Source organism: Comamonas fluminis, from assembly GCF_019186805.1.
GTDB lineage: Bacteria > Pseudomonadota > Gammaproteobacteria > Burkholderiales > Burkholderiaceae_C > Comamonas > Comamonas fluminis.
Genome location: NZ_CP066783.1, coordinates 2643632 through 2669201, shown reverse-complemented (window position 1 = coordinate 2669201; position 25570 = coordinate 2643632). Strand labels below are relative to the sequence as shown.

Here is a 25570-nt window from a genome sequence, read left to right as displayed (position 1 = left end):
TCCGGGTTGGAACGTGTGAAATCAGTTGGGTTGCAGGCAGCGCGGGCCGTGTACGTGGAGAGCTTCATCCACCTCGCGGTCTTGCACATGGCGCGTCAGCACGGGGGCGATGCTTTCGGCATTCATGGGGCCGTACCAGACGCCGTCCGGATAGACGATCATCAGCGGCCCATGGTTGCAGGGGAACTGGCAGCCGGTTTGCAGCGGCTGTACGCTGTTTTTGAGGGCTGGGGTTTCGCGTATCGCGCGCGTCAGCGCTGGCCACATTTGCAGCGCCCCCTTGGCCGCGCAGCGCGGACCCACGCACCACAGCACATGGTGCTGGTGGTCTGGCACCTGCGACCAGCCCTTGGGGTCGTGCTCCCACGGGTCATCGCCCAGCACCTCGGGTACATCGGGCTGGCGCAGTGCGTCATCGACGGTGCGGGTCAGCAATTCTGTCAGGCCCTGCAACTGTAGCAACGGCTGGCCAAATACGATGTGCGGCATGGGCTGCTGTGCGGATTGCTGACCAGCCCGCCAGCGCATGATGAGCTTGTGCAGCCAGCGGCGCAGCGATGCTTCATCGGGCACCATCACGGGCAGGATCAGGATGGTCTGCGCATTGGCGCACAGGTCCAGCGCCTCCATCAGCGTAGGCTGGGCGCGGTCCACATAAGCGGCAGTGACGAGTTGCACAGACTTGCCAGCGGCGTCCATGGCCGTTTGCAGCCTTGACGCCAGTTCGTTCAACTCTGTCATGCCCGCGGTGTAGGCACCGCCCCGGCTGAGCAAGATGATGGAGAGCGATGCGGCCGCTGGTGTCCGGGCGTCCGCAAGCAGATGGCTGGGAGAGGGCGCATTCATGGCAGCTCTCCTGCAGAAAGCTCCACGGGCTGGACCGTGATCTTGCGATCGGGGTGCAAGGCGGCAGCCAGGCGCTGGGTGGCTTCGATATTGCGCGGGCCAGGCGTGGCCTCGGCATAGCTCATGACAAAAAAGCGCCGATTCTTAATAGCAGAAACCGCTTCCAGCTCTTTTTTCTGTAGCAAGAAGTCGATCTTGCCTTGCGCATCTGGCTGGCCGTAATCGACGATCACAATCCACTCTGGGTCGCGCTCGATCACGTCTTCCCAGTTGCCGCGCTGCCAGTTCTGGTTCAGGTCGGCAAAGATATTGCTCGCACCCGCTTCATCCAGCATGGCCTGCGGCATGCCGAAGTGGCCGACGGTGACAGGGATTTCCTGGCCGCTGTCATAGACGAAGACGCGGGGTCGTACCGGATTGCCCTGCATTTGCTGGCGCAGCAGGGCCTGAGATGCGCGCAGCTTGTCGATGCGCGGCTGGGCTTGTGAGCTGACGGCGAAGATGCGGCTGATGTTTTCCAGATCCTGCAGCCCGTCGTCGAGCGCCACACGTTCGCGCTTTTGCACGCGAATGCAGGATTCGGACAGCACATAGGACGCAATACCGTGGCTGGCCAGCCTTTCAGGGGTGACTGCGCCGGGGCGGAAGCCGTAGCTCCAGCCGCCGAAGACGAAGTCGGCCTCTGCACCCAGCAAGACTTCCAGGTTCATTCCCTGTGAAGAGAGGTTGGGAAGGCTCTGCAGCCAGGGGCGCAACTGCGGGCTGATTTCCTTGCTGGAAGGGATGCCCGAGTAGCCCACCAGCCGCTGACCCAGACCCAGGTAGAGAAACATCTCGGTGATGTTCACATCGTGCGTGACGGCGCGCTGCGGCACCTTGTCGTAGCGCACGGTCTGGCCGCAGACAGACAGCTCCAGCGGCGGCTGGTGCTGGCGCGCCTGAGGTGGGCTTGCCTGTGGGGCAGAGGATTCACCGCAGCCTGCCAGCAGCGAGGCTGCCAGCAGGACTGAGGCGCTGCAACGATTCAAGCAAATGGCTTGCATGGCAACAGGCCTCAATGCCATCAGAAGCGCATCAGCGCCGAAAGCTCCACGCTGCGCCCGCGACCCAGCAGCCACTGGGTGCTGCTTTGGGCTGCGGTGGCGTAGATGCGGTTGGTCAGGTTGCGCCCCACCAGACGCAGCGTGGTGCGCGGGTTGACATCCCAGCTCAGTGCAGCGTCTGTGACCACATAGGAAGGCAGGCGGGTGGTGTTGGCATTGTCTGCATAGCGATCGCCAACATAGCGCACACCCAGCGACGCTTGCCATGGGCCGGTGCGGTAGTGGCCCCAGAGGTTGGCGGTGACGCGCGGCACATTGCTGGGGCGGTTACCAGCGCGGTTGATGCCCTTGCTGCCTTCGAGCAGGCGGTCAAACTGCGCATCGACATAGGACAGATTGCCTTCAAAGCGCAGCGCCTTGCTGGCGTGAACAAGACCTGTCAGCTCCAGCCCCCGGGAAGACTGCTGGCCACCCTGAACAGACAGAGAAGGGCGCTCCGGGTCGCGGGTGATGATGTCATCCTTGACGATGCGGTAGGCCGCCACTGTCCATTCGCCACGGCCATCGGCCAACTGCTGCTTGTAGCCGACCTCGACCTGGCGGCCTTTGCTGAGGCTGAAGCCCGATTGCGACTGGGCAATGGACAACAGGCTGGTCACAGGGTCATGACCGGTGCTGGTCTGTACATAGGCGCTGCTGAGGGCGCTGAATTTGTGGGTCAGCCCGAGGCGCCAGGAAGTGCCGTTCAGAGGCTTGTCGAAACCGGCGCCAGTCTGGATATCTGTGCGCGAGAAGTCATACCAGTCGCGGCGCAGACCAGCCATCAGCAGCCATTGCTCGTTGATTTTCCAGGCATCTTCCAGGTACAGCGCGTTCTGGCGAATGCTGGAGCTCATGCGTGGCAGGAAGGCGTCTGGGCTGTCCCAGTAGCCATTTTGTGGCTGGAAGGCAGAGACAGTGGACTCCCCGGTGTAGGGGGAGTTGCTCATATTGCTGAACTTGGCGTTTGAAATATCCCAGCCCATGGCAATCTGATGTGCTCCGGCCTTGAGGTCCAGACCCATGCGGTTGCCCGTCTGCTGCACATCGTGGCTGATTTCAAGATAGTCGTAGCGGTCCACCTGCGCTGTGGAGGGGTTGTAGTCATAGCCCTCGATATTTCTCCAGTGGCGGTCAGACTTGAAGTGATAGATTTCGTTGCGCAGCGTCAATGCATCGCTGGCCTGCCATTGCGCCTTGGCGCGAAAGCGCTGGTCCTTGAACTCGTCAATGGCATCCAGTACGTTGTAATTCTTGTGGCGCAGTTCCTTGACGATCTGTCCGTCAACCACGGGGCTGCCAAAGTAGCGCTCGGGCTTTTGGCGGCTGATGTCGGCACTCAGGTCCACGGTCACGTCGCTGCGCGGCGTCCAGCGCAATGCGCTCATCAGCTTGCCGCTGCTGGATTTGCCCAAGTCTCGTTCTCCGTCGCTGCGTTCACCATAGGCGTCGATGCGGTAGCTCACGGTCTCGCCCAGCGCACCGGTGGTGCCAATGCCGCTGTAGACCTTGCCGTTGCCGCCAGCGCCTAGCAGCACTTCGGAGGAACGCTCCCGGCTGGGCTGTTTGCGAATGGCATTCAACGTGGCGCCCATGGTGCCGCTGCCATACATCAGCGATGCGGGGCCACGCAGCACTTCTATGCGTTCATAGCCCCAGCTGTCGCCGGGGTAGTTGATGGTGCCTGCTGCCACTCCCAGGGTAATGCCGTCCTCGGCAACGCCAATGGAGTTCACACCATTGAAGCCACGGCTGGAAAAAGACAGGCCGCCATTGCCCGGTGCGCCCGAAGCGCTCAGGCCCACGGTGCGGGTGACAGCGTCAGAGACGCTGTAATCGGCGCGCTCTTCGATTTGCTGCGACGACACGCCACTGACGCTGGCAGGCAGGTCCAGCACGGGTACGTTCACATGCGAGGCAGAGGTGGCTGGCTGGCTGGTCTGCAGCTCATGGGCAGGCTGGCGTTTTTCCTGCACCGTGACTTCGGGCAGAGCCTGCTGGGCCATGCTGACTGTCGGGCAGAGCAACAGCAGTTTTAACGCGGTGCTGCCAAGATGGCGCAACTGATGCTTGGAGTGAAGGGAGGAGTGAAGAGAAACAGAGTTTTGTGGATGAAAGCACATATCAGGAGGTCGAAACTGCCTGAAGGGATAGCTGTGCCGCAGAACTGTCTGCCTTTGACAGGCATGACCGCATCCACCAAATGGCCGCTATCCGCACCCCGCAGACAGTTGTCGTGAAAACCGCCCATGGGGCGGAGTTGAGTCATCGGCAGGCCGGTCTCCGGGCTCACAGGCCATTCATTGCTGAATGCACATCTCGCCTTCCCGAAAAACTCGAAACCTCGCGTAGCGAGGGCCGAATCATCTCCAGTGGCTGCAAGCGCTGCTGCGACTTGCGTGAGCTGTGTGTTCCTGCTTACCGTTGCGGGGGCAGCCAAGGCTTCCTGATCGAGAGATCAGACCTTGTTCCCGTTTCACTCGCTGTTTTAAGAGCAAGCACCTTCCGAAACGAAGCGCCATCAAGGCGCCGCAAGAGTTTAGCAGTCCTTGGGCGCTTTCAAGCGTTATTCAGAGCAATTGGTCCGGCATGAACTCAATCAGAGGCTTGCCGCTGCGCTCGTTGATGCGCACCTGCGCCTGCACGCCATAGACCTGGGCAATGATCTGCGGCGTCAGCACCTCGGCGGGCGTGCCCTGTGCAGCCAGCGCGCCATCCTTGAGCAGATAAAGGCGGTCGCAGTAATGGGCGGCCAGCGGCAGCTCATGCAGTGCAGCCAGTGTGGTCAGGCCCAGGCTGCGTATCAGGTTCATCAGCTCGAACTGGTGGCGTACATCCAGGTGATTGGTGGGCTCGTCCAGCACCAGCAATTGGGCTTGCTGCGCCAGTGCTCTGGCCATCAGCACTCGCTGCTTTTCACCGCCTGAGAGGGTGGAGAACATGCGCTCGGTCAGCGCCTGGGCGTGCACCTGTGCCAGAGACTGAGTGACGATGCGCAAGTCCTCTTCACTGTCGCGAGAAAAAGCGCTTTGACGGGGGGTGCGCCCCATGAGCACCACATCACAGACGCGCAGATCAAACTCACCGGTGTTCTCTTGCGCCAGCACAGCCATGGCGCGGGCATTGTCGCGGGCACTGCGCTGCCAGACGTCTTGCTCTTGCATGCAGACCGTGCCACTGGAAGGCTTGAGGATGCGGTAGATCATGCGCAGCAAGGTGGATTTGCCGCTGCCATTGGGCCCCAGCAGGCCGACCAATTCGCCGCGCTGAATATGCAGACTGATGTCTTTGACGATATGGGTGGCTGCAGCTTGCCAGTGCAGTTGCCGGGCTTCCAGCAAGTAGTGTTGGCCGTTCACAGGCTGATCCTTTCCCGGGCGCTCTTGCGGCATAGCATCCAGACAAAGAAGGGCCCGCCCAGCAGCGACGTGATGACGCCAACGGGCACTTCGGCAGGGGCAAAGCTGATGCGGGAAAACACATCGACCCAGACCAGGAAGATGGCACCTGTCAGCGCTGCGACAGGTAGTACCCGCCGGTGCTCGGCGCCCACCAGCATGCGGGTGATATGCGGCACGATCAGGCCCACAAAGCCGATGGGGCCTGTCAGCGCAACAAGAACTCCCGTCACCATCGAGACGAGCAAAAACAGCCAGCGCCGGGTGCGTGTGGTGTCCACACCCAGAGTGGCTGCAGTTTCTTCGCCAGACAGCAATGCATTGAGCGAACGCGCCTGCGCCAGCAGCAGCGCAATTCCTGCCAGCAGCAGGGCAGCAGGCAGCCCCAGCTCTTTCCAGCGGGTTCCGGCCAGACTGCCCAGAGTCCAGGTCAGCACGGAGTTCGCCAGCTCACGCTGGTTGGCTGTCAGAATGATCAGGCTGGTGACGCCACCAAGACAGTAGGCAATGGCGACGCCACCCAGAATCAATCGCGAGGCCTGCAATCGTCCATTGGTATGGGCGAGAAAATACACCGCTGTGCAGGCTGCCAGTGCGCCGCCAAAAGCGCCCAGTGGTAAGGCCAGTTCCCCCGCAAATGCCAGTGTGCCAAAGGCCAGCACACTGACGGCGCCCACTGATGCTCCCGATGAAACGCCCAGCAGGTAGGGGTCAGCCAGCGGGTTGCGAACCATGGCCTGCATGGCTACACCCACCAGGGCAAGGCCGGCGCCAGTCATGGCCGCCAGCAGCACACGCGGCAGGCGAACGCGCCAGACAATCTGATACTGGGCCGTGCTCCAGCTGGCAGGCTGGGTTTCCATGCCCAGGCGCTGCGCCAGTTCATGCGCGGTGATTTGCCATGCTTGAGTGGGCCCAATGCGCACCGGCCCCAGCGTAATGGCCAGCGTCAGAGACAGCAGCAGCACGGCCGTCAGTGCAAACAGCCACAGTTTCAGCTGATGACGCTGCCGGGTGAAGGCTTGAGTCGAAGGCGCCGTCATGAGAGCCGTAGAACGCTGGTCAGGCCAGATGCCGGGCTATCGCCTTGCTGTGTAAGGGCAGGGTGGAAGATCAAAGGCCGTGTGGGAAATCTCATCGCTATCTTGTCAAAGCAGGCGGCTTGCATGCAGGCGATGAGATCAGGCGGGAGGGTGCGCGTGCGGTGAAAGCGCGGCATAGCCTGTTGCCATCACGCTGCTCCCCGCAGGCCGGTGTTGCAAATAACAGGCCGGTATCCGGGCTGGCAAATGGCTTGGGGCGCGAGGCCCCATGCCCACTGCTTCACCTTCCCGGCGCTGCCGCGCACCTCGATGACGAGGCCACGTAGAACGCCAGTGGCTGGCTTTTTGCATATATTGCAAAAGCCCAGAAGCGGTGTTGATCTGCTTACCGTTGCGGGGGCAGCCAGGGTTTTGCACCCTGTTCCCGTTTAACCCGAATGGACATCGGGCACCTGTTGCTGGGGCAGGGCAGACTAGTGGGGAGGTGACCACTTTGGCACATAACCTGCACGACACCCATTCTGCCCTGGCCCAATGATAACGCGGGTTTGCGGGCGATGTGGGGTCTGCAGAGTCACTCGGTGGCTTTGGCACAGAATGGGCCGACCAGGGGCACAAAACGGCCAGAGTGGGCCGTTAGCGCACTAAACGGTGCTGGGCATGGGATTTCCGGTTTCCCTTGTGTAATCGGGCGCTTAGGGGGATGTTTGCCTGCGTAGCCAGGAGTCGTGCCGCTGCTTCAAGGTCGGAAGTTCCGAGGTCGGAAGCTGCTTTGCTTCCAACCTCAGAATATCTATAAAAATCAAACACATAGTCGGATGGCCCTCAATTCTCAAAACTTCCGACTTCGTGGGAGGTTGGAAGTGGAAGATTGAGAATTTAAAGGCGCATTGCAAAGAAAAACGCCCAACCTGATGAAGGATGGGCGTTTTAAAAGAACGGCTGTGAGGCTTTAAAAAAGGGCTCGCTGCCTTCGCTCAGGTGGGGTGCTCACCCCAAGCTGGCCACAATCCTGAGCACTTGCCTTCGGTAAGGCTGTATTCGGCAGAGACACTACCGCCAGTCATATGCTGTGAACGCACCGTGACTGTCGTAAATCGACCCCAAGCGGAAGTTGACAAGGCATCATGTAGCTACTTAAAGATCAACAACCGGCCACGCAAAGGGCTTCAGGGTACGATCACCACTATCCGTGTACCGGGACAGCTTTCAGCACTCCACTCTTGAATCCGCCAAAAGCCTAAAGGCAGCATTGAGGGAAAAACCGCTTATGAACAAGCTGATGACCATAGCCGTAGTTTTTATTCTCGTAGCGTGTGCAAGCCCAACACCTCGGATGACTGAAATCGATCATGATCGAGCGGACTGTGCTCGTATGGGTGGGACTCTAAAGATCGAATCGAAGGAAGTGTCTTGTCACCTTCCCAATGGCGAGGTGCTCGACTGGTTGGATCTGATGCTCGAATAGTTCTTCAAGACTCGAACCCAGTTGGGAATGCCCCCGGCTTTGAGGTTGGTCGATGAGTGCACATTGGCCGGTTGCGGCTGTCGCAGCTTGACCCTCTTCAGTCATTCAACTGCTGATAAATCCTGCTTATCTTATGCAGCAAAAAAGGCGCTCTGAAGCACCTTCTTTCACTTGAGGATTGCCTTTTTGCATTCGAGATACTGTGCCTCTGTGAGGCGTCCAGTCTTCATTAGATTTTCTAAGCTGTCTAAGGCTGCAAGGTTCAGCTGATGCTCTAACTCTGGGTCCATTCCCGCCTCATCATCTTGTGGGCCGTAGCCAGGCGCATATCCAACAGCCGCAGCATCTGAAATATCGGCGGCTGAGTAGCCCTCGTTATGCATGTCGTGCAGAAAGTCCCAGTCGCTCATTTTGTGTCCCTAGTTTGGTTTTTCTAGAGCTTAGCTGAAGCGATGTGCCCAGTCAAAAACCGCATAGGTCACAGTAATCTGCACTTATCGCAATGTCAGCTCATGGCTGATAGTTGACCGTCAACTTGCTTCATAGCTCTCGTTCGCATAGCCAATGAGGTAGTGATCTATGCTTGGCGCATAAAATTGTGTGCGGTGAAAAATGAAAGCGGGTCTGGCGATGCCATCGGAAATCACAAAGGCGAAAGCCCCCAGGCTATATCGCTATGGACTGAAGCCCACATGGGAAATTGTTCTCGATGCTGTGCTTGGTATGGGGCGACCAGTCTCTTCAACGGAGGTTGGCGATTACATCGTCCAGCGAATTCCCGACTTTGCTTTAAAGAATCTAGGTCCTGATCTGTCGGTGCTTTCCGTTAATTGCAACTCGCGGGGCAATCATGGAGTAAACACTAAAACAAGAAGGACCGATTCTGGAAATAAGTACGACAGGCTCGTGCGAATTGGCGAAGGGCGCGGTGTTCGATTCACAGGGTATGAGCCTGCTATACATGGCGTTTGGGAGCTTGCTGAGGTCGGAGAAGGAAAATTGCGCCCTAGACGGATTGCTCTTCCTGACTCCATCGAATTAGATGCGGCGCGGGTAAATGTGGCGTCCGAGGGAATGTTTGATCCAAGCGAGGATGCTCGACGTCGAGTTATGGCGGTCCTAGTGCAAAGAGAGGGGCAGCCCAAGTTTCGGCGCGCCTTACTCGATGAGTACTCCGGTGCATGCGTCATCACGGGCTGTAACGTGGAGTCGCTGCTAGAAGCGGCTCATATCGTGCCGTACCGTGGGATGCATACGAACGATGTCACGAATGGCTTACTTTTGAGAGCTGATTTACACAAGCTGTTCGATTTGCACATGTTCAGAATTGAACCGAAAGCCCACACCGTTCATCTTTGCGATGAACTCAAGGGCTCGGAATACGGAGTTTATGAAGGTCGTCGTTTGCGACCACCGAAATCCCAGCAAAACATGCCAGCAGAGGCTTCGCTTCGTTACCATGAAGAACGATGCGCATGGACGATCTTGGAGTCAAGCGGGGAGTGAGCTCTCCACAACTGGCGCAGCTTTGCTGAAAGTAAAACGCCCAACCGGAAATGGTTGGGCGTTTTTGCATTGCTGGAAGTTTAGAAAAGTACTCGCTGCCTGCGATCAGGGCGTGTCCGAATTTTTGTGTAAACGGTTCGGACTTCAATTGATGGAAATGCGGTCTCCGAACTGAATGGTAAAGCGGGTCAGCGCAGCCTTCCAATCCCGGATGGGCATGGTCCACTTCTGGCTGATGTTGCGCAGGGCCAGGTAGAACAGCTTGGTCAGCGCCTCGTCGCTGGGGAACGAGCCCCGGTTCTTGGTCAGCTTCCTCAGGCCCATGTTCACCGACTCGATGGCATTGGTGGTGTAGATGACCTTGCGGATTTCCGGCGGGTAGTCAAAGAACGGGGTCAAGCGGCTCCAGTTCCTGCGCCAGGACTGGCCGATGGGCAGGTACTCGGCATCCCAGCGCTGCTCGAATTCACCGAGCATCAGCTCGGCCTCCTCGGCGGTGGCGGCCGTGTAGATGCGTCTCAGGTCTGCGGCCACTTCTTTGCGACGCTTCCACGAGACGTAGTTCAGGCTGTGGCGCACCATGTGCACGATGCACAACTGAACCACTGTCCTGGGAAACACGGCCTCAATGGCTTCAGGGAAGCCCTTGAGGCCATCGACGCAGGCGATGAAGATGTCATGCACGCCCCGGTTGCGCAGCTCGGTCACGACCTGCAGCCAGAATTTGGCCCCCTCGGTCTGCGCCAGCCACAGGCCCAGCACCTCCTTCTCGCCCGTCATGGTGATGCCGATGGCCAGGTACACCGCCTTGACCCGCACAGCGCCCTCGCGCACCTTCACATGGATGCAGTCCAGATAGACGATGGGGTAGATTGCATCGAGCGGGCGGGCTTGCCAGGTCTTGACCTCATCGGCCACGGCGTCGGTCACCGAGGAAATCAGGCTGGGCGAGACCTCGGTGCCGTACATCTCCTCTAGGTGGGCCTGTATCTCGCGCACCGTCATGCCGCGGGCGTACAGCGAGATGATTTTGTCGTCGAAGCCGGCCCAGCGGGTCTGGTGCTTGGGGATGAGTTGGGGCTCGAAGCTGCCATGGCGGTCACGTGGCACCTCGATGGGCAACTCGCCGAAATCGCCCTTGAGGGTCTTCTTGCTCTTGCCATTGCGGGTGTTGCCAGTGGTGTTGGCTACCGCTTCGTTGCGTTCGTGGCCCAGATGCTCGGTCAGTTCGGCGTCCAGGGCTCGCTCCACCAGCAGCTTGGTCAACTGTTTGAGCAGGCCGTTCTCGCCGATGAGGTCTTCGGGTTTCTTGTAGTTGGCCAGCAGGCCAGACAGCAGTTCTTCGGGTACGTCGTGTTTCTTGGTGCTCATTGTGCTTACGGATAGGCCGGCTTGCGCCGGCGGTGGATTGTCCGTTTACACAAAATTCTGCACACCCTCTGCGATCAGGTGGAGCTGTCACTCCCATGCTTGCCACGATGCGAACTACTTGCCCCTCTGTGAGCGCATATTCGGCTGCAATCTCCCGCGCTGTCTTGTTCGTCGCATACTCTGCCGCAATCCGTGCATTGCGCACGGCCTGTAGCGCTCTTTCCGCTTTGGGCAGCTGGAAATGAGGCAGACCACCATATTCCTCTGCCAGCTTTAAAAGCGCATCTATGCCAATCACTACTGCATAAGGATGATCTTCGGTGACTCGCTCTATCGTCGGAAAGTACACCCGCAGTCCGCCCCATTTCTGAACCAGCGCCATGGTGGCTTGCAGGCCCACGAGACGCTCAAACTCTTGCAGGAGCGGAGGCAGCAGGTCGATGGGGACGGTGAAAGTCTGGGTCATTTCACCTGTGCCTGATGCTTGGCTCGGTCGAGCATGGATTTGAGCGCTTTGAATCGCCCCGGATTCCCTAGACACTTTTAAGCCGTTGGGAATGGCGTTTCTCGAACTCTATCGGAGAAATATCTCCTGCAGTGCCGTGACGCCTTTTTGGGTTGTAGAACATCTCGATGTAGTTGAAGATATCTGCCCTTGCGTCCTCGCGCGACGTGTAGATCTGGCGACGAATTCGCTCGCGCTTGAGCAACTGGAAGAAGCTCTCGGCCACTGCGTTGTCATGACAGTTACCGCGGCGACTCATGCTGGAGACTAGGTTGTGATCTCGTAGGAAGTCCTGCCAGTCATGCCCGGTGAACTGACTTCCCTGATCCGAATGCACCATGACCGCCTGATCAGGTCGACGACGCCACAGAGCCATCAGTAGTGCATCGAGTACCAAGTCGGTATCGATGCGGCTGCCCATGGACCAGCCCACGACCAGACGGGAGAACAGATCAACCACCACTGCCAGGTACAGCCATCCCTCGTGAGTGCGGATGTACGTGATGTCGGTCACCCACGATTGATTGGGCTCATCCACAGCGAAGCGGCGCTGCAGGTGGTTAGGGGCAACTATGGCGGGCTTGCCTCCGCGCATCCCAGGGCGGCGCCGGTATCCCGTTTGCGAACGCAGCCCTTGGAGCTTGAGCAAACGGGCCACGCGGTGTTTACCGCAGCGCTCTCCCAGATCCCGCATGTCCAGTGTGAGCTTGCGGTAGCCGTACACACCACCACTTTCAAGCCAGGCTTGTTTGAGCAAACCTTGCAGTCGCAGATCATCCCGAGCCCGTGGGCTGACGGGTTCAGCTTTCCAAGCGTAATACCCGCTGGGATGTACCACCATGACTTTGCACATGCTACGAATGCTGTATTCGTGCTCATGTTTCTGAATAAATGCGTACTTCACCCGAGCTGCTTGGCAAAGTACGCTGCGGCCTTTTTTAGGATGTCACGCTCCTCGGTCACACGCTTGAGCTCGGACTTTAGTCTGCGCAACTCTTCTGTCTGCGTAAGTTGAGCTTGTCGCTCTGCGGGAGGCCCTGAATGCGTCTTCAGCCACTGATACAGGCTATGTTGACTAACGCCAAGGCGCTGTGACACGTCAGCGACCTTGTGGCCTCGTTGTGTGATCTGCTTGATGGCTTCGATCTTGAATTCGTCTGGATATTTAGGCTTACTCATGGCACCTCCTATTGGGCCTCGGGATTGAGGCTCAGAAGTGTCTAGAAAACCCGGGGCGATTCACTTCAATGACCGTGCTTGCCTGGGCGGTGGGCAGAAACTTCACATCCGACACCTCAGCGCCGATGGTTCGGCTCACGAAGGTGAGCAGGGCGGAAGGACTACCGTCGCGCAGGCCGCCAGCTTCATCCAGCTTTTTCCAGAGCCATTTGATCTTCTCGGGCTGACCAAAAGGCTTGAAGTTGCTGGACTTGGGCTGAAAGCCCAACTTGGCCATGTGAGCCAGCACCTTGGCACGACCCGCTACGTCTAGATCTGCAGAGCTGGTCATGCCCGTGATTTCAACTAGGTGGAAACGGTAGTCATCTTCCGTCCAGCCCAGAGCCGAGCGACCCTGATGGATGTGGCCCAGCTCGCGACGGCGCTGATCTTTTACTGCAAAAGATGAGGTGTGAGCAACAAAGCGGGTCATGTTGCCTCCTTTAAAGGTCTGTTGGGCCGATGGCCTTCTTGATGCTGCAGCTCAAGACATGCCCGTTGCCAAGATTGATGTCCAAGGTGTTGCCGTGCTGGCAGTTCAGTCCGATGACCGTGCGCAGCGCGAAGTCGACGATCTTGGTGGTCTGCACCAATGGCAGTGAATGAGCTCCCTCGCTGGTACAGACGGAGTGAGCGACATCGGCGGTAGATGCAAAGCGAGTAGTCGTCATACGGCAGCCAGGTCCAGGTTGATAGCGTCATAAGCGCCGGTAGTTTCGTCGCGCTTGTAGAAGCGGATATAGGGTTTGGTGCTGGCAACCTGGATGCTGTCCGAGATGGCTTTCATGGCCGTCTGCCAGTCTTCGTCCTTGATGTCCAGGCGGCGCAGGCCCAGCACGCGGCCTGTGTTGATCAGGCCTTGCTTGTCGACCTGGAAGGCATCGGAGACAAGAACTTTGATGTTGTCATTGGCTCCTTCGGCCCAGCGCGTCACGCATTGGTCGATCAAGGACTTGGCGGCCTGGAGCTGCTCGCCAAAGGTGATTTGGTCCTGCATCTGGCGCACCACCTTCAACTTGCCGTCAAACGTCATGAGCGTGAAGTTGCCTTTGGTGCCGCGAACCTTGACCCCGTATTGCTCAACACTGGTTTCCACAAAAGCTGTGACGTCGCCCATGGAGTCCAGCTTGAACTTGGCCAGATCCTTGCTCTTGGCTTCGGCGTGGGCGCAAAGGTCTCGCACCAATTGGTCGCGCAGCTTGTCGATATCGGAGACCTTGGTTTCGGGGACCAGGTCACCCTTGGCGTTTTCCCAATAGCCAGCGGGAATCTCTGGAAGTGAGGCTTGCTGATTCATACGTTCTTTCTGATGGAGGATGGGTGGTGGTTCAAGGAAATACGGAGCGCATTTCCACGTAGCCGGTGATGGCTGCAATCAAAAAGCCCAGGGCCATCAGCAGTACGAAGATGAAGAGGGTCAGAGCCAGCTTTTCGCGCAAGGAGATGGGCGCTGTGCTGGCATGCTCGATGGCCCATGTGGGCAGAGGGCGCGGTTGAGGCTGAGTAGGCTTAGGCATTCAGGTGTTCTCCTTTGAGTAATTGAGAGAGGCGTTCGCGGTGCATGAGGGTGAAATCGGAGTAGTCGTCGGCGGCGCAGGCAATCGCATAGCGGCGGTCGATGTGGTAAGCCCGCATCAGTCGTTTGGCGCGGCGCTTGATCCAGCCCAGCGGCGGGCGCTGGTAGTCGGCCTCAGACATGGGCAGTGCCAGCTGGATCACCAGTGGCAGCTGGCCGTCTTTACAGAGGTGATGCATTGCTGTCCTCCTGCGCCGTGGTGATGGGGATGACCTTGCGGCTACCTCTGGGTTGCAGAGCACGAGGGACTGGCGGGGCACTCGCCTCGCGGTGCTTGCATTGACGGCAGGCCTGCCAGTGCTGCATTTCGCGGGGGCTTGAGGTCGGAGCATCACGATGCGCAAATGCACGGCACTGCTCAGCGGTGATGACCTGGTCGTCACCTGCAGCCTCGGCAGTCAGGTGTGGGCATGCATAGCGGCCAAACGTGTGGATGACCTTTTCAGCAATGTGAGCTGTGCTCGCCTTGCCATTGCCGTAGCAACCGCTCGCGTTGAGAACCTGACTCAGCGCCGCAGCGCTGATGCCAAGCTGGCGAGCCAGGTCTGCACGCACCGTGCGGGGGCGCTGTGTACGTTCTTGCAGCAAGGCGAACCAAGGCTGCTGCATGTAGCTGGGCTTCATGCGGCCTCCTTTTTCGCTTTTGCCAGTGCAGGTGGCTGCGGGCCGATGTCCAGCTTGAGCACGTAGCGAAGCGAGCCGTTTGCGCGCTTCTTGCTGATTTCCAAGGCATCAGGGCGGGCCTCACGCCAGGCACGGAGCAGGCGATTGATGACGGCCTGAAGGTACGTGGTGTTATCTCCAGCGTCAGCCAGCACTTGCACGGCATCCAGACTGGTCAGCACTTTGCGAATGCGTAGCAAGGCCCACAGGCGCGGGGCAAGCTGGTCTGCAGCAGAGGGTGAAGTGCTTTTATTCACCCGAATGAGTGCAGGTTTGCATTTGCCCTCGACCAGGGAGACATTCATTGCTGCCTTGCAGGTTGCAAGGCCTGCACTGGTCAGCTCCCAAGTGTTGCGTTGCTCTGTGCAGGCCATCACCAGCTTGCGCTGCTCCAGCAGTTGGCAGGCAAGGCGTGCATCAGAGCGCTCGGCCAGCTCAGGAACAATCTTCTGCAGTTCGGTGACCGTGAACGGCAGCGAAGCATGGGCAGTGAAGCGACCCAGAGCAATCAAGGTGGCAGGCATGAACCATCCGAAGGGCTTCATTGAGCACCTCCATGTTTGCGGCCCAGTTGTTTGCCGGTGAATTCAGGGCAAAGCGGACGGCCCTTGATGTGATCCAAGGTCACCTTGTCCCAGCCGTTGGCATCTGCCCAGGCTTCGATATTGGCGATGGCATTGAGCAGCAGGCGCATGCGGCCCTCTGCTTGGCGCAGCATTTCAGGCAGCACCTCGTCAGCAATCTGGATCTCGGCTTTCGCGGCGACCGTAGCCTTGACGTCCGCCAGCGATATCGGTTTCAGCTCCACTACCTTGGCCACACGGCTGGCAATGTGGCCGAACCGGGCAACCTTCATAGGGAAGTGCTCCATGCCGACCAAGAAGCACATGGTGCCGGTCAGGTCGGTGATGTCGCGGATCAGCTCCAGCAGGCTGGCGGTTGAGCCCACCAGAAAGTCGGCCTCATCGATGATCATGGGGACCATCTCGACAGCGAGCTTGCCGATGATGCGAGATTGCACCTCGGTGTTTCGCCCGGTTTTGGCCAGGCCCATGCGCTCTGCCAGTTCGTCCAGCATGGCGCGCTTGGTCCAGGTGCTCTTGGCACGCACAAACACCCAGCCGCTATCCGCAGCCCAGCGCTCCGTCAGTTCGGACTTGCCGATGCCGTAGTGACCTTGGACCAGCACCAGGCTGGCTTCGCGGGCGCCGCGCTGCTCCACCATCTTCTGGGCTTCAGCCAGGCGTTTAAAGTTTTCAGTTTTGACAAAGCCTCGTTTCACAGTACAGTTCTCCTGCTCGTAGTTCTTAAAAATCTCTGGCACGCTCTGTGGTGGTTGCAGCCATCACAGAGCACTCTTAAAAGCGGGGGCTTCCCCCTCGTCTTTCCATCCCAAGCCCCGTCCTTCGTAGTAATCACGCAGATCTGCATAGCTCTCTGAAGTTGTGTATTTGCGAAGCCAAGTGCTGTCGGCTTCGGTCCATTGGTCCTGGTTGCGCATCAGCCACTCGTAGCGATCGCTCGGTCCGTTAAAGAAAGGCCTGCCAGCAGCTGCTTGCGCAGCCACTTCCGCGGAGGGAGAGTTGATGGCGGAGACAGTTGTCTCCACGGTGGAGGGCTCCATCACGAATGGGGTGCTTGGCTCCGGCAGGGAAAGGGGGGCGGTGTCCACGGTGGGACCCAGTTCGCGCAATGCGGTGTCGATCTGCAGCTCGCGGCGCTTGACGGCTTGGCTGACGCGCTTCTCGCGGGCCATCTGAATGACGGCCTTGGGGAAGTAGTCGATGCGGTTGGCATCCCACTGCGCCTCGCAGACAAACTCACCGCCCAGCGTGTAAACCAACACGTAGTTCGGGTTGTGGATGTCGTAGCGCACGCTGACCTCGCGGCCATCGATATCGCGGCGCATCAGTTCGGGAGCCTGGTAGAACTGGTTGAAGAACTGCACCTGACCACGTTTGGCTGTGCGAATCACCGCAGGCATAAACAGCGTGCGCAGCTCTATCTGATTGAGCATGACCAGCTCGGACGGATTAGCACGGGCCTCCAGCGCTTCCATCGGCGTCATGTGCTTGCCATCGGCGCGCTTGGGCAGGCCGCGATGGCGGTGCTGCGTGTTGTATTCGTGGACCATCACTTCGATGCCGTCTACGAACTGCTGCCAAGTCGGTGCCTTTGGGGAAAGCTGGATCACCTCGCCGGTCTGCTCGGCACGCCTAATAGCACGCTGCTCTTTGGCCAGAACTGCTGCCACCTTGCGGAAGGAGCCTGCATCCACATCGCCACCTTGGAAGCTGCCGAACTTGCGTGCCGCGTTGATGGCATGGGTCTGCCAGCTACGCTCAATAATCCCGTGGCCCTGGGGCTTGCCTGGCAAGCCCAGTCGGTGGTCAATGCCTAGGCGGGCGCAGATGCCATCAATAGGGCAGTCCATCGCCTTGGCTGTTTCGCCCGCGCCGTTGTCGCCGTAAAGAATGGCAGGCACACCGTACTGACCTACTGCGTGTCGCAGGGCATCGCCCACCGCAATCACGTTCTCGGACAGATTGACCGACCAGCCGACGATCAGGCGGGTGGCCGCATCCAGCACAGCTGTCAGTTCAGGCGCAAACGGTGCGCCGTGGTCGGGGTGACGAACCTTGGCTTTAAAGGTGTGACCGTCGATGACGAACACGTCACCAAAGTCCAGCATGGATGTGTCGCGGCGCTTGAATGGCAGCTTGGCATCGCGCTGTGCGCCAGTGTGGCGGGACTTGATCAGCGCCACGCTGGCTTCAGCAGATTGGCCGATCTTGTCCAGCACGCGACGGGCGCGGTGGTACAGGCTGTGCCAATCGTCGAAGTCGCGGCCCAGCATGCGCGTGACCTCCTGCGCCGCGCCGCTCAGTTTGCGAAAGCGGTGGTCGCGGCTATGGAACAGGCCCAACACTGCAGCCACATCGTCTGCAACTTCAGGTGCCTTGGCTTGTGGAGCGGTGGGCAGTAATGCATTCCAACCACCCTCGCGGTGCATGCCAAACCAGCGCTCCAATGAGCGAGCACTGACCTCATTGCCGCGTGCGCGTTGGTTGGCTTGGCGGGCAGTCTTACGAATCTCTTCGCCTGCCTCGCCAGTAATGATGCGAGCGGCCAGCAATGTGCATGCGCCGCGCAGGCCATGCATGGGCATCAGATCCTGCACCAGGTGGACCAGACGAATGCGAGCGTCAGCGAGGTCTTTTTCTGCCTGGCTGGGAATATGGGTGGTAGGGGCTACAGGTGCGGCGACTGGCAGAAAGCTGCGCACAGCGGGTGTGTCAACAACGGCCAGAGCTTTAGAGCCAGCTTCTGTAATCGTTCTTGCGCTCAAGGCTGCACGAGCGGCATCAGGCAGCTTCGAGCAGTCGTATTCAAGGCCGCCTCCACTGGCATTGCGTGGACGGCTAGGTATGCCATGGCGTTGCAGCCAGAAGCGAGTACCTTTTTCAGAAGAAGGCAAGCCATCAAGACCCGCCAGATGCTTGGAGGTGAGCCACATAAGCCTGCTCCTCAGACCAGACTCAACTGGCGAGGATGGACGCGCTGCTTGGCACAGAAAACCCGCATCACACGGCGTGCAATGCGGTCTGTAGAGCAACGACCGTCGCCGTAGTAACCCGAGCCATTGAGCACTTGGCTCAATGTGGACTCATGAATCTGCAGAGCACGCGCCAAAGCCCGATGCATGGTGCAGCCTGCCTGATGACGCAGGATGGCAAACCATGCTTCACCCATGTAGTTGGGTTGCGGCTGATGCAACACAGCTTGGCGAAGACGCTGCATTTGCATGGCGTCAAAAGCCCGAATTACGGCCAGATGAAACTTGGCGCTGATCCACATGGCGTAGGCGTAGACGAGTTCTCGGCAGGCGTATGTGCCTTGTTGATTGCCGCCTCGGATGACCGATACAGGGTTTCCTGTATCGGTCCGGTCTTTTGCGATTTCTTCAACAAGCTGTTGGGCTTGCAAGTTTGCTAGCCAGAGTGCCGGACCATGCTTTCGAAAGCCGCCTGATGCCCGATGAAGGTCGTTGAGGCAAAAACGACCCTCGGAGTCTTGACGAATACCGGTGCTAAAGATGGTGATTGCGCTCATACAGCACCACCTTCTTTGTGAGATGGGTGCCCGCCAGACTTGCGCGAAGGCACTCTGGTCATCGCTGTGGCGCTGGTGCTCGTGGTGCGCTGCTGGCGGGCGGAAACGGTTTGACGCTGAGACTCAATCTGGGCGCGAGAGCGGCGCAGTACTACTTGGTTGGGCCAGATCCACTCAATGGGCTTGCCGATGATTTCTGCAATGCGCGTTTGAATGCGCTTGCTCTTGATATGGCCGCTGATCGTTTGGGAAACGGAGGACGCTGCAACTTGCAACTCATCACACAGCATGGCGGGTGTTGTTCCTGCGATGCGCATTGCAGCTTTGATCTCTTCCGGGTGCATTTGCTTAGAGATCAAGGGAGGACTTTGTCGCAAAGATTTAGCTGACAAAACTTGCAAATCGAATGCAGCAATTGCGAGCACAGCTTGCTTCAGTGCAATCATTCCCATTGCACCGATAGCAGTGGGTTTGCCTTTCATTCCCTTCCCTACGCCGTCAAAAGTCGGCGTGAAGTGGTGCGAGGTGTTTAGACAAGTTGTCATGGCAAAATTCACGATCAGTTGATGGAGATGGGTTTCAAGCGAGGTTCTTGGAGGGATCAGGCTTAAGGCCCAGCTTCACGGCAATTTCGTGAGGTAGCCCGCGCTTACATGCGGTGAAACCGTTAAGCACGCGGTAGACGTCAGAGCGGCGGTAGCCGTTTTGATCGGCCCACTGCGACACGGGAATGCCTTGATCGGCGAAATGCGCCTTGAGCTCTTGGGCCTTGGCTTGGATGGGGGTCACGTTGTGGCTCCTTTCGTTGAAATTAACATATGTGAATTTAATCAATGTACGTTAATCTAATTCACGTTCGTTGATTCGTCAAGGAGTGCCCGTGAATTTTTTTGAAGAAGCCACGCTGCGACTAAAGCAGCAACTGCATACGACTCAAGACAAGGAAATCGCCTCAGCGCTTGGTCTGTCTGCTCAATCTTGGGCGGGCCGAAAGAAGCGGGAAAACTTTCCGGAGGTCGAGCTATACGCTCTGGCGGCGAAGCGTCCCGATCTGAAGATCAATGTGGAATACGTGCTGACGGGTCGCGCGGCACAGCCCATGACGGCGCAGGGCCGTGACGATTACTTGATGGGCAAGATTGCGTCGCTGGAGGTGATGGTGCAGACGCTGATGCGTAATCAGCCCCATGCAGAACAATTGCAGGCAGCCTTTGTGCAACAGATCAAAGATGTGGAAGCGGCGCTGGCTGGCGAATCGCTGTCCGATGACTTTGTGCGCGGCTTGCACTCAGGCGAGGCGGCATTTCGGTTGCCACCTGTCGGCGCTGCCAGCAAAGACAAGAAGAAAATTGAGGATATTTAGCCTCTAGCTCATCTCGTTGTATACAAGTCCTGCGACACCCCGGACATACTGAGAGGAAATAGATGAGCTGGGCAGCACTGAACTGAGTTATTGAGGGGGGAGCGATGGAGCGATCTTGTCCGAAGTGCGGTCATCTGAATTTGAATGCCACAGGAGAACCCTTGGATACGTGCCCAGCATGTGGGCTGATTTATTCAAGATTCGATGATGCAGCTGCTTTAAAAATGCGCGTCGTGAGGGCCAGAACTTCAGGTGACTGGTCTGGTATCCCTGCACATGCCATTCCTGTCGAGTTTCATGCGCAAGCAGCGGCTCAGATGCCTGTGACAACAACCCCCATGCTGCCTGGCTTCACGATTGCAAAAGCTATTGATGTCGTTTCCGCAGAATGTGCATTTGGCATGAATCTTCTCAAAGATTTTTATGCGAGCGTCACGGATGTGGTGGGTGGCCGAAGTGGCTCAACCCAAAAGGTGTTGCGCGAGGCAAGAAGGCAGGCCATGGCCGAGCTGCGAGCGGAAGCCTTTGCGCTGGGGGCTGATGGCATTGTTGGAGTGAAACTTGATTTCAATGAGTTTTCAGGGGGAGGGAAGTCAATGGTGTTTGTGGTGGCCACCGGCACTGCGGTTAAATTGACTCAGATTAATCGTTGATGGTAAAAATCATGTCTGCTGGGAAAATATTAATTTTATTAAATAAATTTTGAAAAACTGGCTGATTATTTTTCAATGATTGCGAGATATTCTGTATTTTTAGTAATGATCTCAGCTTCTTGTTCTCTCACCAATTCTTGGAATGCAAGGAATGCTTGATACATCAGATCGCACTGCTTCTCTAGAGCTTCAACAATTATCGAAAGTGTCAGAGCGGGTGAGTATCCGAAACCGTATGACACTTGGCTGGTAGTCTTATCAACTTTTCGATTTACAAAATTTGATACACCAATAACAATTCTTGGTGAAAATCTGTGGTTGTATGAATTTCTGAAGTCATTGGTGGCTTGGGTGTAATCTTTAGCTCCTATACGTTCAATTTTTCGTTTTAATGCGTTGTATCGCTTCCAGGGCTTGCCATAAAAATCTGCAGAATCAAACCAAATTTCTCCATCCATAGGAAGGTCATCTTTCCAAGTACCTGTTTGCTTAGTTTTATTTGCTTGGTGAGATAGGTGTGCTGCAGCGAAAATAAAACGAGACTTGATTGCATAAGGCATATTGAGTGCTACTGTTGCCAAAGGGGTAACGAATTCAACAGCTACGTCTATTTTTTGCTGTTGATTCATTGGCTCTAACAGGTCGCGCCATGCAGCCAACTGATGTGTGTAGCCTGTTAGCGCATTCAAGGAGTTTGCAAGTTCGCGAGAGAATTCGTCAAACATCTGGCTATAAGGCATCCAAGCAAAGTAGAGCTTTGGCGGTAAGCGACCCCAGTCATAGGGGACTAGCTTCCCTTTGTACTCGGTGTTTTTTAGGATGCGTCGATATTTTCGATAGGTTTCTATTGTCATTCTTGAAAAGTGAGTGAGCTATGGGCTTGAGAAGGGTTGAATCATAGAAGTGAATTGACGATGCTGATCGTCACGTGATACCGTAATTACCCATTTCCCCTCTCTCAGGCCAGCATAAGCGGGCCTTTTTTGTTTCTGCCTGCCCCACCAAAGTCGGGGCTATGGCAAACACACTTTCCTTCGGTAAGACGGTTCTGCGCTTTGGCATCCCGCTGGTGCTGGGAGGCGGTGCCTATGTCTCCTATATCTCAGGTTATGAGGACGGCCCTGCCAAGCGCGATGGCACGCCGCAATTCAAGAATGTGGTCTATGCAGACTCGCTGGCAGCTGGTTTGCCAACGGCCTGCGTGGGCCTGACCAAGCATGCCAGCCCTGTGCCGGTAGTGCTGGGCGATTTCTGGTCTGATGCGCAATGCATGACGGTGGGCAGCCAGGTCTTGGCCAAAGGCCAGGCCAAGGTGCTGGACTGCATCAAGGTGCCGGTAGTTCAGCTCATTCTGGATGCCTTCTCTAGCCACGGGCATAACAACGGCGAGCCGTCGACATGCGCAAGCCGCGCCATGGGCCTGCTCAACGCCAAACGCTATGAGGAGGCCTGCGATGCCTTGGCCCATGCGCCCAGCGGTACACCTGTCTGGAGCTATGTCAAAACAGGCAGGCGCAATGCCAAAGGGGAGTGGGAATACCGCTTTGTTCAGGGCCTCTACAACCGCCGTTTAAACGAGCGTACCACCTGCCTGAAGGGCGTGGCGCTGTTGCGCGCCAACTATGACTTTGCCACCGGCATCTGGAAGGCTCAGCCATGAAGGACCCTCGCGACTCTCTTATCAACTGGATGCTGGCGCTGCTGTTAGTGCTTCTATTTGCATTGGTCATGGCGTTGTTCGGCATCAAGCATTTCCAGCAGAAAGCCCAGGTAGTTGCCAATGAGCTGCAGCAGCTGCAGGCAAGCGTGGCTGCGCAAAACCGAACAGCCACAGCAGAACTGGCGCGACTGACCCTTGAGCGCAACGCGGCCCAGGCGCAGCTCGATCAGGTTTATCAACAGCAGGAAAAAGCCGATGACCAGGCCGTCCAAGAAATCGCTCGCCTTACTGGTGAGCTTGAGCAGCGCCCTGTACGGGTGCGCATCGTCGCCAGCACCACCACCTGTGGGGCAGGTAGTGGTGGCTCCGCAGGTGACCAGGCCACCCCCACCACTGCTGGTGCAGCAGACACAACCCAAGCCTACGGGCTACTTCCTGAAAGCAATTCCCGCCGCCTTGGAGAAGTGATAGCCGAGGCAGAAACGATCAATGCGGCCTATGCGTCCTGCCGGGCCGTTCTGTTTGCCAACAACCCCTAAACGTCATGAGCGAAGAAAACAACAACGGACGCCAACAAGAGCTGCTGCTGCTCGGTCAGATCCACGGCATGGTCCAGTCCCTCAAGGATGGGCAAGACCTGCAAAACCGCCGTATGGATCGGATGGAGCAGCGCATGGAGGAGCACTACAACGGCCTGGACGAGCGCTTGCGTGAGGTTGAGAAGAAGGCCGCTGTCGCTGGTGCTCTGTCTGGTGGTGCTGTGGCTGTGGGCACGGCCTTGGTTGTGGAAGGCATCAGAACCTATTTTCGTGGCGGTGGCCTGGGGAACTGATGGCACACGGAAAAGAAAAACGCACCCAGCTACGTGGCCTGTATGTGTTTCAGCGCATGGCCATGGAAGCTGCCTGTAAAAAGCTGGGCGTGCCCCGTAGCACGGCCAACCGCTGGAAGCAGGAAGCCGCAGACCAGGGCGATGACTGGGAGACGGCCCGCGCTGCGGTGGCCATGGGCGACGAGAACTTCAAAAACCTCTCGGCCAAGCTGCTGGAGGATTACCTCATACAGCACCAGGCGACCATGAACCTGCTGCGAGATGACAAGAAGATGGGGCCGCGTGAGCGGGCTGAGACGCTGGCCAGCATGAGCGACAGCTTCAACAAGACCATGTCCAGCTTCAAGCGCCTGAACCCCGAGCTGGACCGCCAGGCCGTGCAGCTGGACATCATTCAGCGTTTTGCCGCCTTTGCCCAGCAACGCTTCCCGCAGCATTTGACTGCCCTGGTGGAGATGCTGGAGCCCTTTGGCGAAGAGCTGTCGAAGGGGCGGTAGGCCATGTTTGCAATCACTTTTTTAGCGCTCTGGCTGATGGTTGAGGGCCATTGGGGCAAGGCACTGGTGCTGATCATCGGCGTGGGGAGCATGCTCCATGGCTAAGAGCAGCAAAGACTTTCTGGCGGGTTTGACGTCTCTGGCCGATGACCTGCGCAAGCAGATTGACGCCAACCTGGACGGCTGGGACACCAACCCTGCTGCCATTGCCGAGCGCCGCCGCAAGGTGTGTGACCCGGTCAATGGCTTCGAGTACTGGGACCGCAATTACTTCCCGCACTATGGCCGTGCCGAGCCCAGCGAGCTGCACAAGTACCTGTACAAGCGCTTGCCGGAGATCATCAACACGCCTGCAGGCCAGCGCGATGCTATTGCGGCCCCGCGTGGCGAGGCCAAGTCCACCAAGATCAGCATGAGCTTTGTGAGCTGGTGCCTGGTCATTGGAGCCAAGTGGTACGCCATCATCGTCATGGACGCCTTCGAGCAGGCAGCCGAGATGCTGGAAGCCATCAAAGCCGAGCTGGAGGCCAACCCGCGCATTGCCAGTGACTTCCCCGAGGCCAGTGGCCAGGGACGGGTGTGGCGTGCGGGCGTGATCGTGACAGCCCATGGCCGCAAGGTGGAGGCGTTTGGCTCCAGCAAGAAGATCCGGGGCCGCCGCCACGGTGCACACCGTCCTGATCTGGCGATTTGCGACGATATCGAGAACGACGAGAACGTCAACACCCCGGCCCAGCGCGACAAGCTGCAGTTGTTTGTGACGAAGAGCGTGCTCTCGCTGGGGCCGCCTGACGACTCCATGGATGCCATCCTGGTTGGCACCGTGCTGCACTACGACAGTGTGCTGGCCCGCTTTTTAAAGAACCCGCTGTGGAATCGCAAGGTCTTTAAAGCCATCATTCAGTGGCCGCAGCGCATGGACCTGTGGGAGCAGTTTGAAGGCTTGCTACTCAATGCCGAGACGCCCCAGCAGGGCGAAGCTGCTGCCATGGCTCTATATAAAGAGCACCAGGCAGAGATGGAGCTGGGCGCACAAGTGTCCTGGCCAGCGCTGCGCCCCCTGGTCAAACTGATGATTCGCCGTGCCCGTGAAGGCCACGATGCCTTCGACAGCGAGCAGCAGAACGACCCGGTGGCGGGAGAGGATGCGCCGTTTGCCAAGAGCATCCAGTTCTGGGTGAACCGCCTGGCGGAGTGGATCTTCTACGGAGCTTGTGACCCCAGCCTAGGCCGTGCAGGTAATAGCCGTGACCCCAGTGCCATCGGCATTGGCGGCTACAACCGCGAGACCGGCGTGATGGACGTGGTCGAGGCCAAGATCAAAAAGCGCGTCCCCGACAAGATCATCAGCGACATCATCGAGCTGCAGCGGGAGTACTGCTGCATCGTCTGGGGCTTCGAGTCGGTGCAGTTCCAGGAATTTCTGCGCACCGAACTGGTCAAGCGCAGCGCCAAGCTGGGTGTGCCGGTACCGGCACGAGCGCTAATCCCCACCACTGACAAGCTGCTGCGCATTGAGAGCCTGCAGCCTCATATGCACAACGGCCTGATCCGCCTGCACAGCAGCCAGACCACGCTGGTCGACCAATTCCGCCACTTCCCAAAGGCTGACCACGATGACGGTCCCGACATGGTGCAGATGCTGTACATGCTGTGCGTGACGGGCGGCATTGCAGCTGCAGCGCAGGGCGGTAACACCAATAACCACCAGGCACAAAGCGCCCGTGAGCGCTATGCGCGCCAGGCGGCGCGAATGTTTAGAAAGGCCCATTAGCC

General features: G+C 58.0%; 28 protein-coding genes, 1 pseudogene and 2 riboswitches. Of the genes and pseudogenes, 8 read left to right on the top strand and 21 right to left on the bottom strand.

Features of this window, described 5'->3' with window-relative positions; translation table 11 throughout:
- Positions 1-21: 21 nt before the first annotated feature.
- The 6 genes from JDW18_RS12595 to JDW18_RS12570 form a co-directional block, all read right to left on the bottom strand.
- The gene (locus JDW18_RS12595; RefSeq protein WP_218239796.1) at positions 22-846 is read right to left on the bottom strand and encodes a (2Fe-2S) ferredoxin domain-containing protein; all 825 of its coding nucleotides are present in this window, start codon (positions 844-846) and stop codon (positions 22-24) included.
- Positions 843-1889: an ABC transporter substrate-binding protein gene (locus tag JDW18_RS12590; protein ID WP_246609877.1), complete on the bottom strand. Its 1047-nt coding sequence runs from the start codon at positions 1887-1889 to the stop codon at positions 843-845. Before JDW18_RS12590 ends, JDW18_RS12595 begins: the two co-directional genes overlap by 4 nt.
- A 20-nt stretch (positions 1890-1909) precedes the next feature.
- Positions 1910-3934, bottom strand: coding sequence for a TonB-dependent receptor (locus tag JDW18_RS12585; protein WP_246609875.1), 2025 nt, complete (start codon positions 3932-3934; stop codon positions 1910-1912).
- Between the two features lie 251 nt (positions 3935-4185).
- Positions 4186-4449: riboswitch (cobalamin riboswitch) on the bottom strand.
- Positions 4450-4498: 49 nt separating this feature from the next.
- Positions 4499-5320, bottom strand: a complete 822-nt coding sequence (locus JDW18_RS12580) for an ABC transporter ATP-binding protein (RefSeq protein ID WP_218239793.1) — start codon at positions 5318-5320, stop codon at positions 4499-4501.
- Positions 5284-6369, bottom strand: a complete 1086-nt coding sequence (locus JDW18_RS12575; RefSeq protein ID WP_218239792.1) for a FecCD family ABC transporter permease — start codon at positions 6367-6369, stop codon at positions 5284-5286. The genes JDW18_RS12580 and JDW18_RS12575 overlap by 37 nt, the downstream gene beginning before the upstream one ends.
- Before the next feature lie 208 nt (positions 6370-6577).
- A riboswitch (cobalamin riboswitch) is annotated at positions 6578-6840 on the bottom strand.
- Between the two features lie 1164 nt (positions 6841-8004).
- Positions 8005-8247, bottom strand: a complete 243-nt coding sequence (locus JDW18_RS12570; protein ID WP_218239791.1) for a hypothetical protein — start codon at positions 8245-8247, stop codon at positions 8005-8007.
- Between the two features lie 202 nt (positions 8248-8449).
- Between JDW18_RS12570 and JDW18_RS12565 the strand changes: the two genes are divergently transcribed.
- Positions 8450-9343, top strand: a complete 894-nt coding sequence (locus tag JDW18_RS12565) for an HNH endonuclease (protein WP_218239790.1) — start codon at positions 8450-8452, stop codon at positions 9341-9343.
- A gap of 144 nt (positions 9344-9487) precedes the next feature.
- On the opposite strand, the gene JDW18_RS12560 is transcribed toward JDW18_RS12565, so the two are convergent.
- The 14 genes and pseudogenes from JDW18_RS12560 to JDW18_RS12495 all read right to left on the bottom strand — a co-directional run bounded on the left by JDW18_RS12560 (position 9488) and on the right by JDW18_RS12495 (position 19578).
- Positions 9488-10714 carry an IS256 family transposase gene (locus tag JDW18_RS12560; RefSeq protein WP_218239608.1) on the bottom strand — a complete coding sequence of 409 codons (1227 nt, stop codon included), beginning with the start codon at positions 10712-10714 and terminating at the stop codon, positions 9488-9490.
- 154 nt (positions 10715-10868) lie between these two features.
- Positions 10869-11096 (bottom strand): annotated as a pseudogene (locus JDW18_RS12555) (Mor transcription activator family protein); the annotation flags it as partial.
- A gap of 151 nt (positions 11097-11247) precedes the next feature.
- A protein-coding gene (locus tag JDW18_RS12550; RefSeq protein WP_218239616.1) for an IS3 family transposase occupies positions 11248-12398 on the bottom strand; the annotation gives its coding sequence in 2 pieces (ribosomal slippage) (positions 11248-12152 and positions 12152-12398; 1152 coding nt in all).
- Between the two features lie 31 nt (positions 12399-12429).
- The gene (locus tag JDW18_RS12545) at positions 12430-12870 is read right to left on the bottom strand and encodes a regulatory protein GemA (protein WP_218239789.1); all 441 of its coding nucleotides are present in this window, start codon (positions 12868-12870) and stop codon (positions 12430-12432) included.
- A 234-nt stretch (positions 12871-13104) separates the two neighbouring features.
- Positions 13105-13734 carry a DUF3164 family protein gene (locus JDW18_RS12540; RefSeq protein WP_218239788.1) on the bottom strand — a complete coding sequence of 210 codons (630 nt, stop codon included), beginning with the start codon at positions 13732-13734 and terminating at the stop codon, positions 13105-13107.
- A gap of 31 nt (positions 13735-13765) precedes the next feature.
- Positions 13766-13954 carry a hypothetical protein gene (locus tag JDW18_RS12535; protein ID WP_218239787.1) on the bottom strand — a complete coding sequence of 63 codons (189 nt, stop codon included), beginning with the start codon at positions 13952-13954 and terminating at the stop codon, positions 13766-13768.
- On the bottom strand, positions 13947-14192 hold the full coding sequence (locus JDW18_RS12530; RefSeq protein WP_218239786.1) for a hypothetical protein: 246 nt from the start codon (positions 14190-14192) through the stop codon (positions 13947-13949). The genes JDW18_RS12535 and JDW18_RS12530 overlap by 8 nt, the downstream gene beginning before the upstream one ends.
- The gene (locus tag JDW18_RS12525) at positions 14176-14637 is read right to left on the bottom strand and encodes a hypothetical protein (protein WP_218239785.1); all 462 of its coding nucleotides are present in this window, start codon (positions 14635-14637) and stop codon (positions 14176-14178) included. Before JDW18_RS12525 ends, JDW18_RS12530 begins: the two co-directional genes overlap by 17 nt.
- Positions 14634-15221, bottom strand: coding sequence for a hypothetical protein (locus tag JDW18_RS12520; RefSeq protein ID WP_218239784.1), 588 nt, complete (start codon positions 15219-15221; stop codon positions 14634-14636). The genes JDW18_RS12525 and JDW18_RS12520 overlap by 4 nt, the downstream gene beginning before the upstream one ends.
- The gene (locus tag JDW18_RS12515) at positions 15218-15958 is read right to left on the bottom strand and encodes an AAA family ATPase (protein WP_218239783.1); all 741 of its coding nucleotides are present in this window, start codon (positions 15956-15958) and stop codon (positions 15218-15220) included. Before JDW18_RS12515 ends, JDW18_RS12520 begins: the two co-directional genes overlap by 4 nt.
- A 63-nt stretch (positions 15959-16021) precedes the next feature.
- Positions 16022-18193 (bottom strand): Mu transposase C-terminal domain-containing protein, encoded by a 2172-nt coding sequence (locus JDW18_RS12510; protein WP_218239782.1) that lies wholly within the window; start codon positions 18191-18193, stop codon positions 16022-16024.
- 11 nt (positions 18194-18204) lie between these two features.
- The gene (locus JDW18_RS12505) at positions 18205-18789 is read right to left on the bottom strand and encodes a KilA-N domain-containing protein (protein ID WP_218239781.1); all 585 of its coding nucleotides are present in this window, start codon (positions 18787-18789) and stop codon (positions 18205-18207) included.
- Positions 18786-19346 carry a helix-turn-helix domain-containing protein gene (locus JDW18_RS12500; RefSeq protein WP_218239780.1) on the bottom strand — a complete coding sequence of 187 codons (561 nt, stop codon included), beginning with the start codon at positions 19344-19346 and terminating at the stop codon, positions 18786-18788. Before JDW18_RS12500 ends, JDW18_RS12505 begins: the two co-directional genes overlap by 4 nt.
- Before the next feature lie 22 nt (positions 19347-19368).
- Positions 19369-19578, bottom strand: coding sequence for a DNA-binding protein (locus JDW18_RS12495; RefSeq protein WP_246609871.1), 210 nt, complete (start codon positions 19576-19578; stop codon positions 19369-19371).
- 91 nt (positions 19579-19669) lie between these two features.
- On the opposite strand from JDW18_RS12495, the gene JDW18_RS12490 reads away from it, so the two are divergent.
- On the top strand, positions 19670-20152 hold the full coding sequence (locus JDW18_RS12490) for a hypothetical protein (RefSeq protein WP_218239779.1): 483 nt from the start codon (positions 19670-19672) through the stop codon (positions 20150-20152).
- A gap of 161 nt (positions 20153-20313) precedes the next feature.
- On the top strand, positions 20314-20805 hold the full coding sequence (locus JDW18_RS12485; protein ID WP_218239778.1) for a YbjQ family protein: 492 nt from the start codon (positions 20314-20316) through the stop codon (positions 20803-20805).
- A 65-nt stretch (positions 20806-20870) separates the two neighbouring features.
- Here JDW18_RS12485 and JDW18_RS12480 read toward each other — a convergent pair whose 3' ends face one another.
- A complete protein-coding gene (locus JDW18_RS12480; RefSeq protein WP_218239777.1) occupies positions 20871-21659 on the bottom strand; it encodes a hypothetical protein in 789 nt (262 codons plus the stop codon).
- 161 nt (positions 21660-21820) lie between these two features.
- Between JDW18_RS12480 and JDW18_RS12475 the strand changes: the two genes are divergently transcribed.
- The 5 genes from JDW18_RS12475 to terL all read left to right on the top strand — a co-directional run bounded on the left by JDW18_RS12475 (position 21821) and on the right by terL (position 25568).
- Positions 21821-22465, top strand: a complete 645-nt coding sequence (locus JDW18_RS12475; protein WP_218239776.1) for a lysozyme — start codon at positions 21821-21823, stop codon at positions 22463-22465.
- Positions 22462-23004: a hypothetical protein gene (locus JDW18_RS12470; RefSeq protein ID WP_218239775.1), complete on the top strand. Its 543-nt coding sequence runs from the start codon at positions 22462-22464 to the stop codon at positions 23002-23004. The genes JDW18_RS12475 and JDW18_RS12470 overlap by 4 nt, the downstream gene beginning before the upstream one ends.
- Before the next feature lie 5 nt (positions 23005-23009).
- Positions 23010-23297: a hypothetical protein gene (locus tag JDW18_RS12465; RefSeq protein WP_218239774.1), complete on the top strand. Its 288-nt coding sequence runs from the start codon at positions 23010-23012 to the stop codon at positions 23295-23297.
- Positions 23297-23794, top strand: coding sequence for a DUF1804 family protein (locus JDW18_RS12460; protein ID WP_218239773.1), 498 nt, complete (start codon positions 23297-23299; stop codon positions 23792-23794). Before JDW18_RS12465 ends, JDW18_RS12460 begins: the two co-directional genes overlap by 1 nt.
- 97 nt (positions 23795-23891) lie before the next feature.
- Positions 23892-25568, top strand: a complete 1677-nt coding sequence (gene terL, locus JDW18_RS12455; RefSeq protein WP_218239772.1) for a phage terminase large subunit — start codon at positions 23892-23894, stop codon at positions 25566-25568.
- Positions 25569-25570 lie beyond the last annotated feature (2 nt).

Excerpts from the sequence above, each read along its gene's own strand:
- JDW18_RS12595 (WP_218239796.1), bottom strand. The coding sequence starts at position 846 with ATGAATGCGCCCTCTCCCAGCCATCTGCTTGCGGACGCCCGGACACCA.
- JDW18_RS12590 (WP_246609877.1), bottom strand. The coding sequence starts at position 1,889 with ATGCAAGCCATTTGCTTGAATCGTTGCAGCGCCTCAGTCCTGCTGGCA.
- JDW18_RS12585 (WP_246609875.1), bottom strand. The coding sequence starts at position 3,934 with ATGGCCCAGCAGGCTCTGCCCGAAGTCACGGTGCAGGAAAAACGCCAG.
- JDW18_RS12580 (WP_218239793.1), bottom strand. The coding sequence starts at position 5,320 with ATGCCGCAAGAGCGCCCGGGAAAGGATCAGCCTGTGAACGGCCAACAC.
- JDW18_RS12575 (WP_218239792.1), bottom strand. The coding sequence starts at position 6,369 with ATGACGGCGCCTTCGACTCAAGCCTTCACCCGGCAGCGTCATCAGCTG.
- JDW18_RS12570 (WP_218239791.1), bottom strand. The coding sequence starts at position 8,247 with ATGAGCGACTGGGACTTTCTGCACGACATGCATAACGAGGGCTACTCA.
- JDW18_RS12565 (WP_218239790.1), top strand. The coding sequence starts at position 8,450 with ATGAAAGCGGGTCTGGCGATGCCATCGGAAATCACAAAGGCGAAAGCC.
- JDW18_RS12560 (WP_218239608.1), bottom strand. The coding sequence starts at position 10,714 with ATGAGCACCAAGAAACACGACGTACCCGAAGAACTGCTGTCTGGCCTG.
- JDW18_RS12545 (WP_218239789.1), bottom strand. The coding sequence starts at position 12,870 with ATGACCCGCTTTGTTGCTCACACCTCATCTTTTGCAGTAAAAGATCAG.
- JDW18_RS12540 (WP_218239788.1), bottom strand. The coding sequence starts at position 13,734 with ATGAATCAGCAAGCCTCACTTCCAGAGATTCCCGCTGGCTATTGGGAA.
- JDW18_RS12535 (WP_218239787.1), bottom strand. The coding sequence starts at position 13,954 with ATGCCTAAGCCTACTCAGCCTCAACCGCGCCCTCTGCCCACATGGGCC.
- JDW18_RS12530 (WP_218239786.1), bottom strand. The coding sequence starts at position 14,192 with ATGCATCACCTCTGTAAAGACGGCCAGCTGCCACTGGTGATCCAGCTG.
- JDW18_RS12525 (WP_218239785.1), bottom strand. The coding sequence starts at position 14,637 with ATGAAGCCCAGCTACATGCAGCAGCCTTGGTTCGCCTTGCTGCAAGAA.
- JDW18_RS12520 (WP_218239784.1), bottom strand. The coding sequence starts at position 15,221 with ATGAAGCCCTTCGGATGGTTCATGCCTGCCACCTTGATTGCTCTGGGT.
- JDW18_RS12510 (WP_218239782.1), bottom strand. The coding sequence starts at position 18,193 with ATGTGGCTCACCTCCAAGCATCTGGCGGGTCTTGATGGCTTGCCTTCT.
- JDW18_RS12505 (WP_218239781.1), bottom strand. The coding sequence starts at position 18,789 with ATGAGCGCAATCACCATCTTTAGCACCGGTATTCGTCAAGACTCCGAG.
- JDW18_RS12480 (WP_218239777.1), bottom strand. The coding sequence starts at position 21,659 with ATGACAATAGAAACCTATCGAAAATATCGACGCATCCTAAAAAACACC.
- JDW18_RS12475 (WP_218239776.1), top strand. The coding sequence starts at position 21,821 with ATGGCAAACACACTTTCCTTCGGTAAGACGGTTCTGCGCTTTGGCATC.
- JDW18_RS12470 (WP_218239775.1), top strand. The coding sequence starts at position 22,462 with ATGAAGGACCCTCGCGACTCTCTTATCAACTGGATGCTGGCGCTGCTG.
- JDW18_RS12465 (WP_218239774.1), top strand. The coding sequence starts at position 23,010 with ATGAGCGAAGAAAACAACAACGGACGCCAACAAGAGCTGCTGCTGCTC.
- JDW18_RS12460 (WP_218239773.1), top strand. The coding sequence starts at position 23,297 with ATGGCACACGGAAAAGAAAAACGCACCCAGCTACGTGGCCTGTATGTG.
- terL (WP_218239772.1), top strand. The coding sequence starts at position 23,892 with ATGGCTAAGAGCAGCAAAGACTTTCTGGCGGGTTTGACGTCTCTGGCC.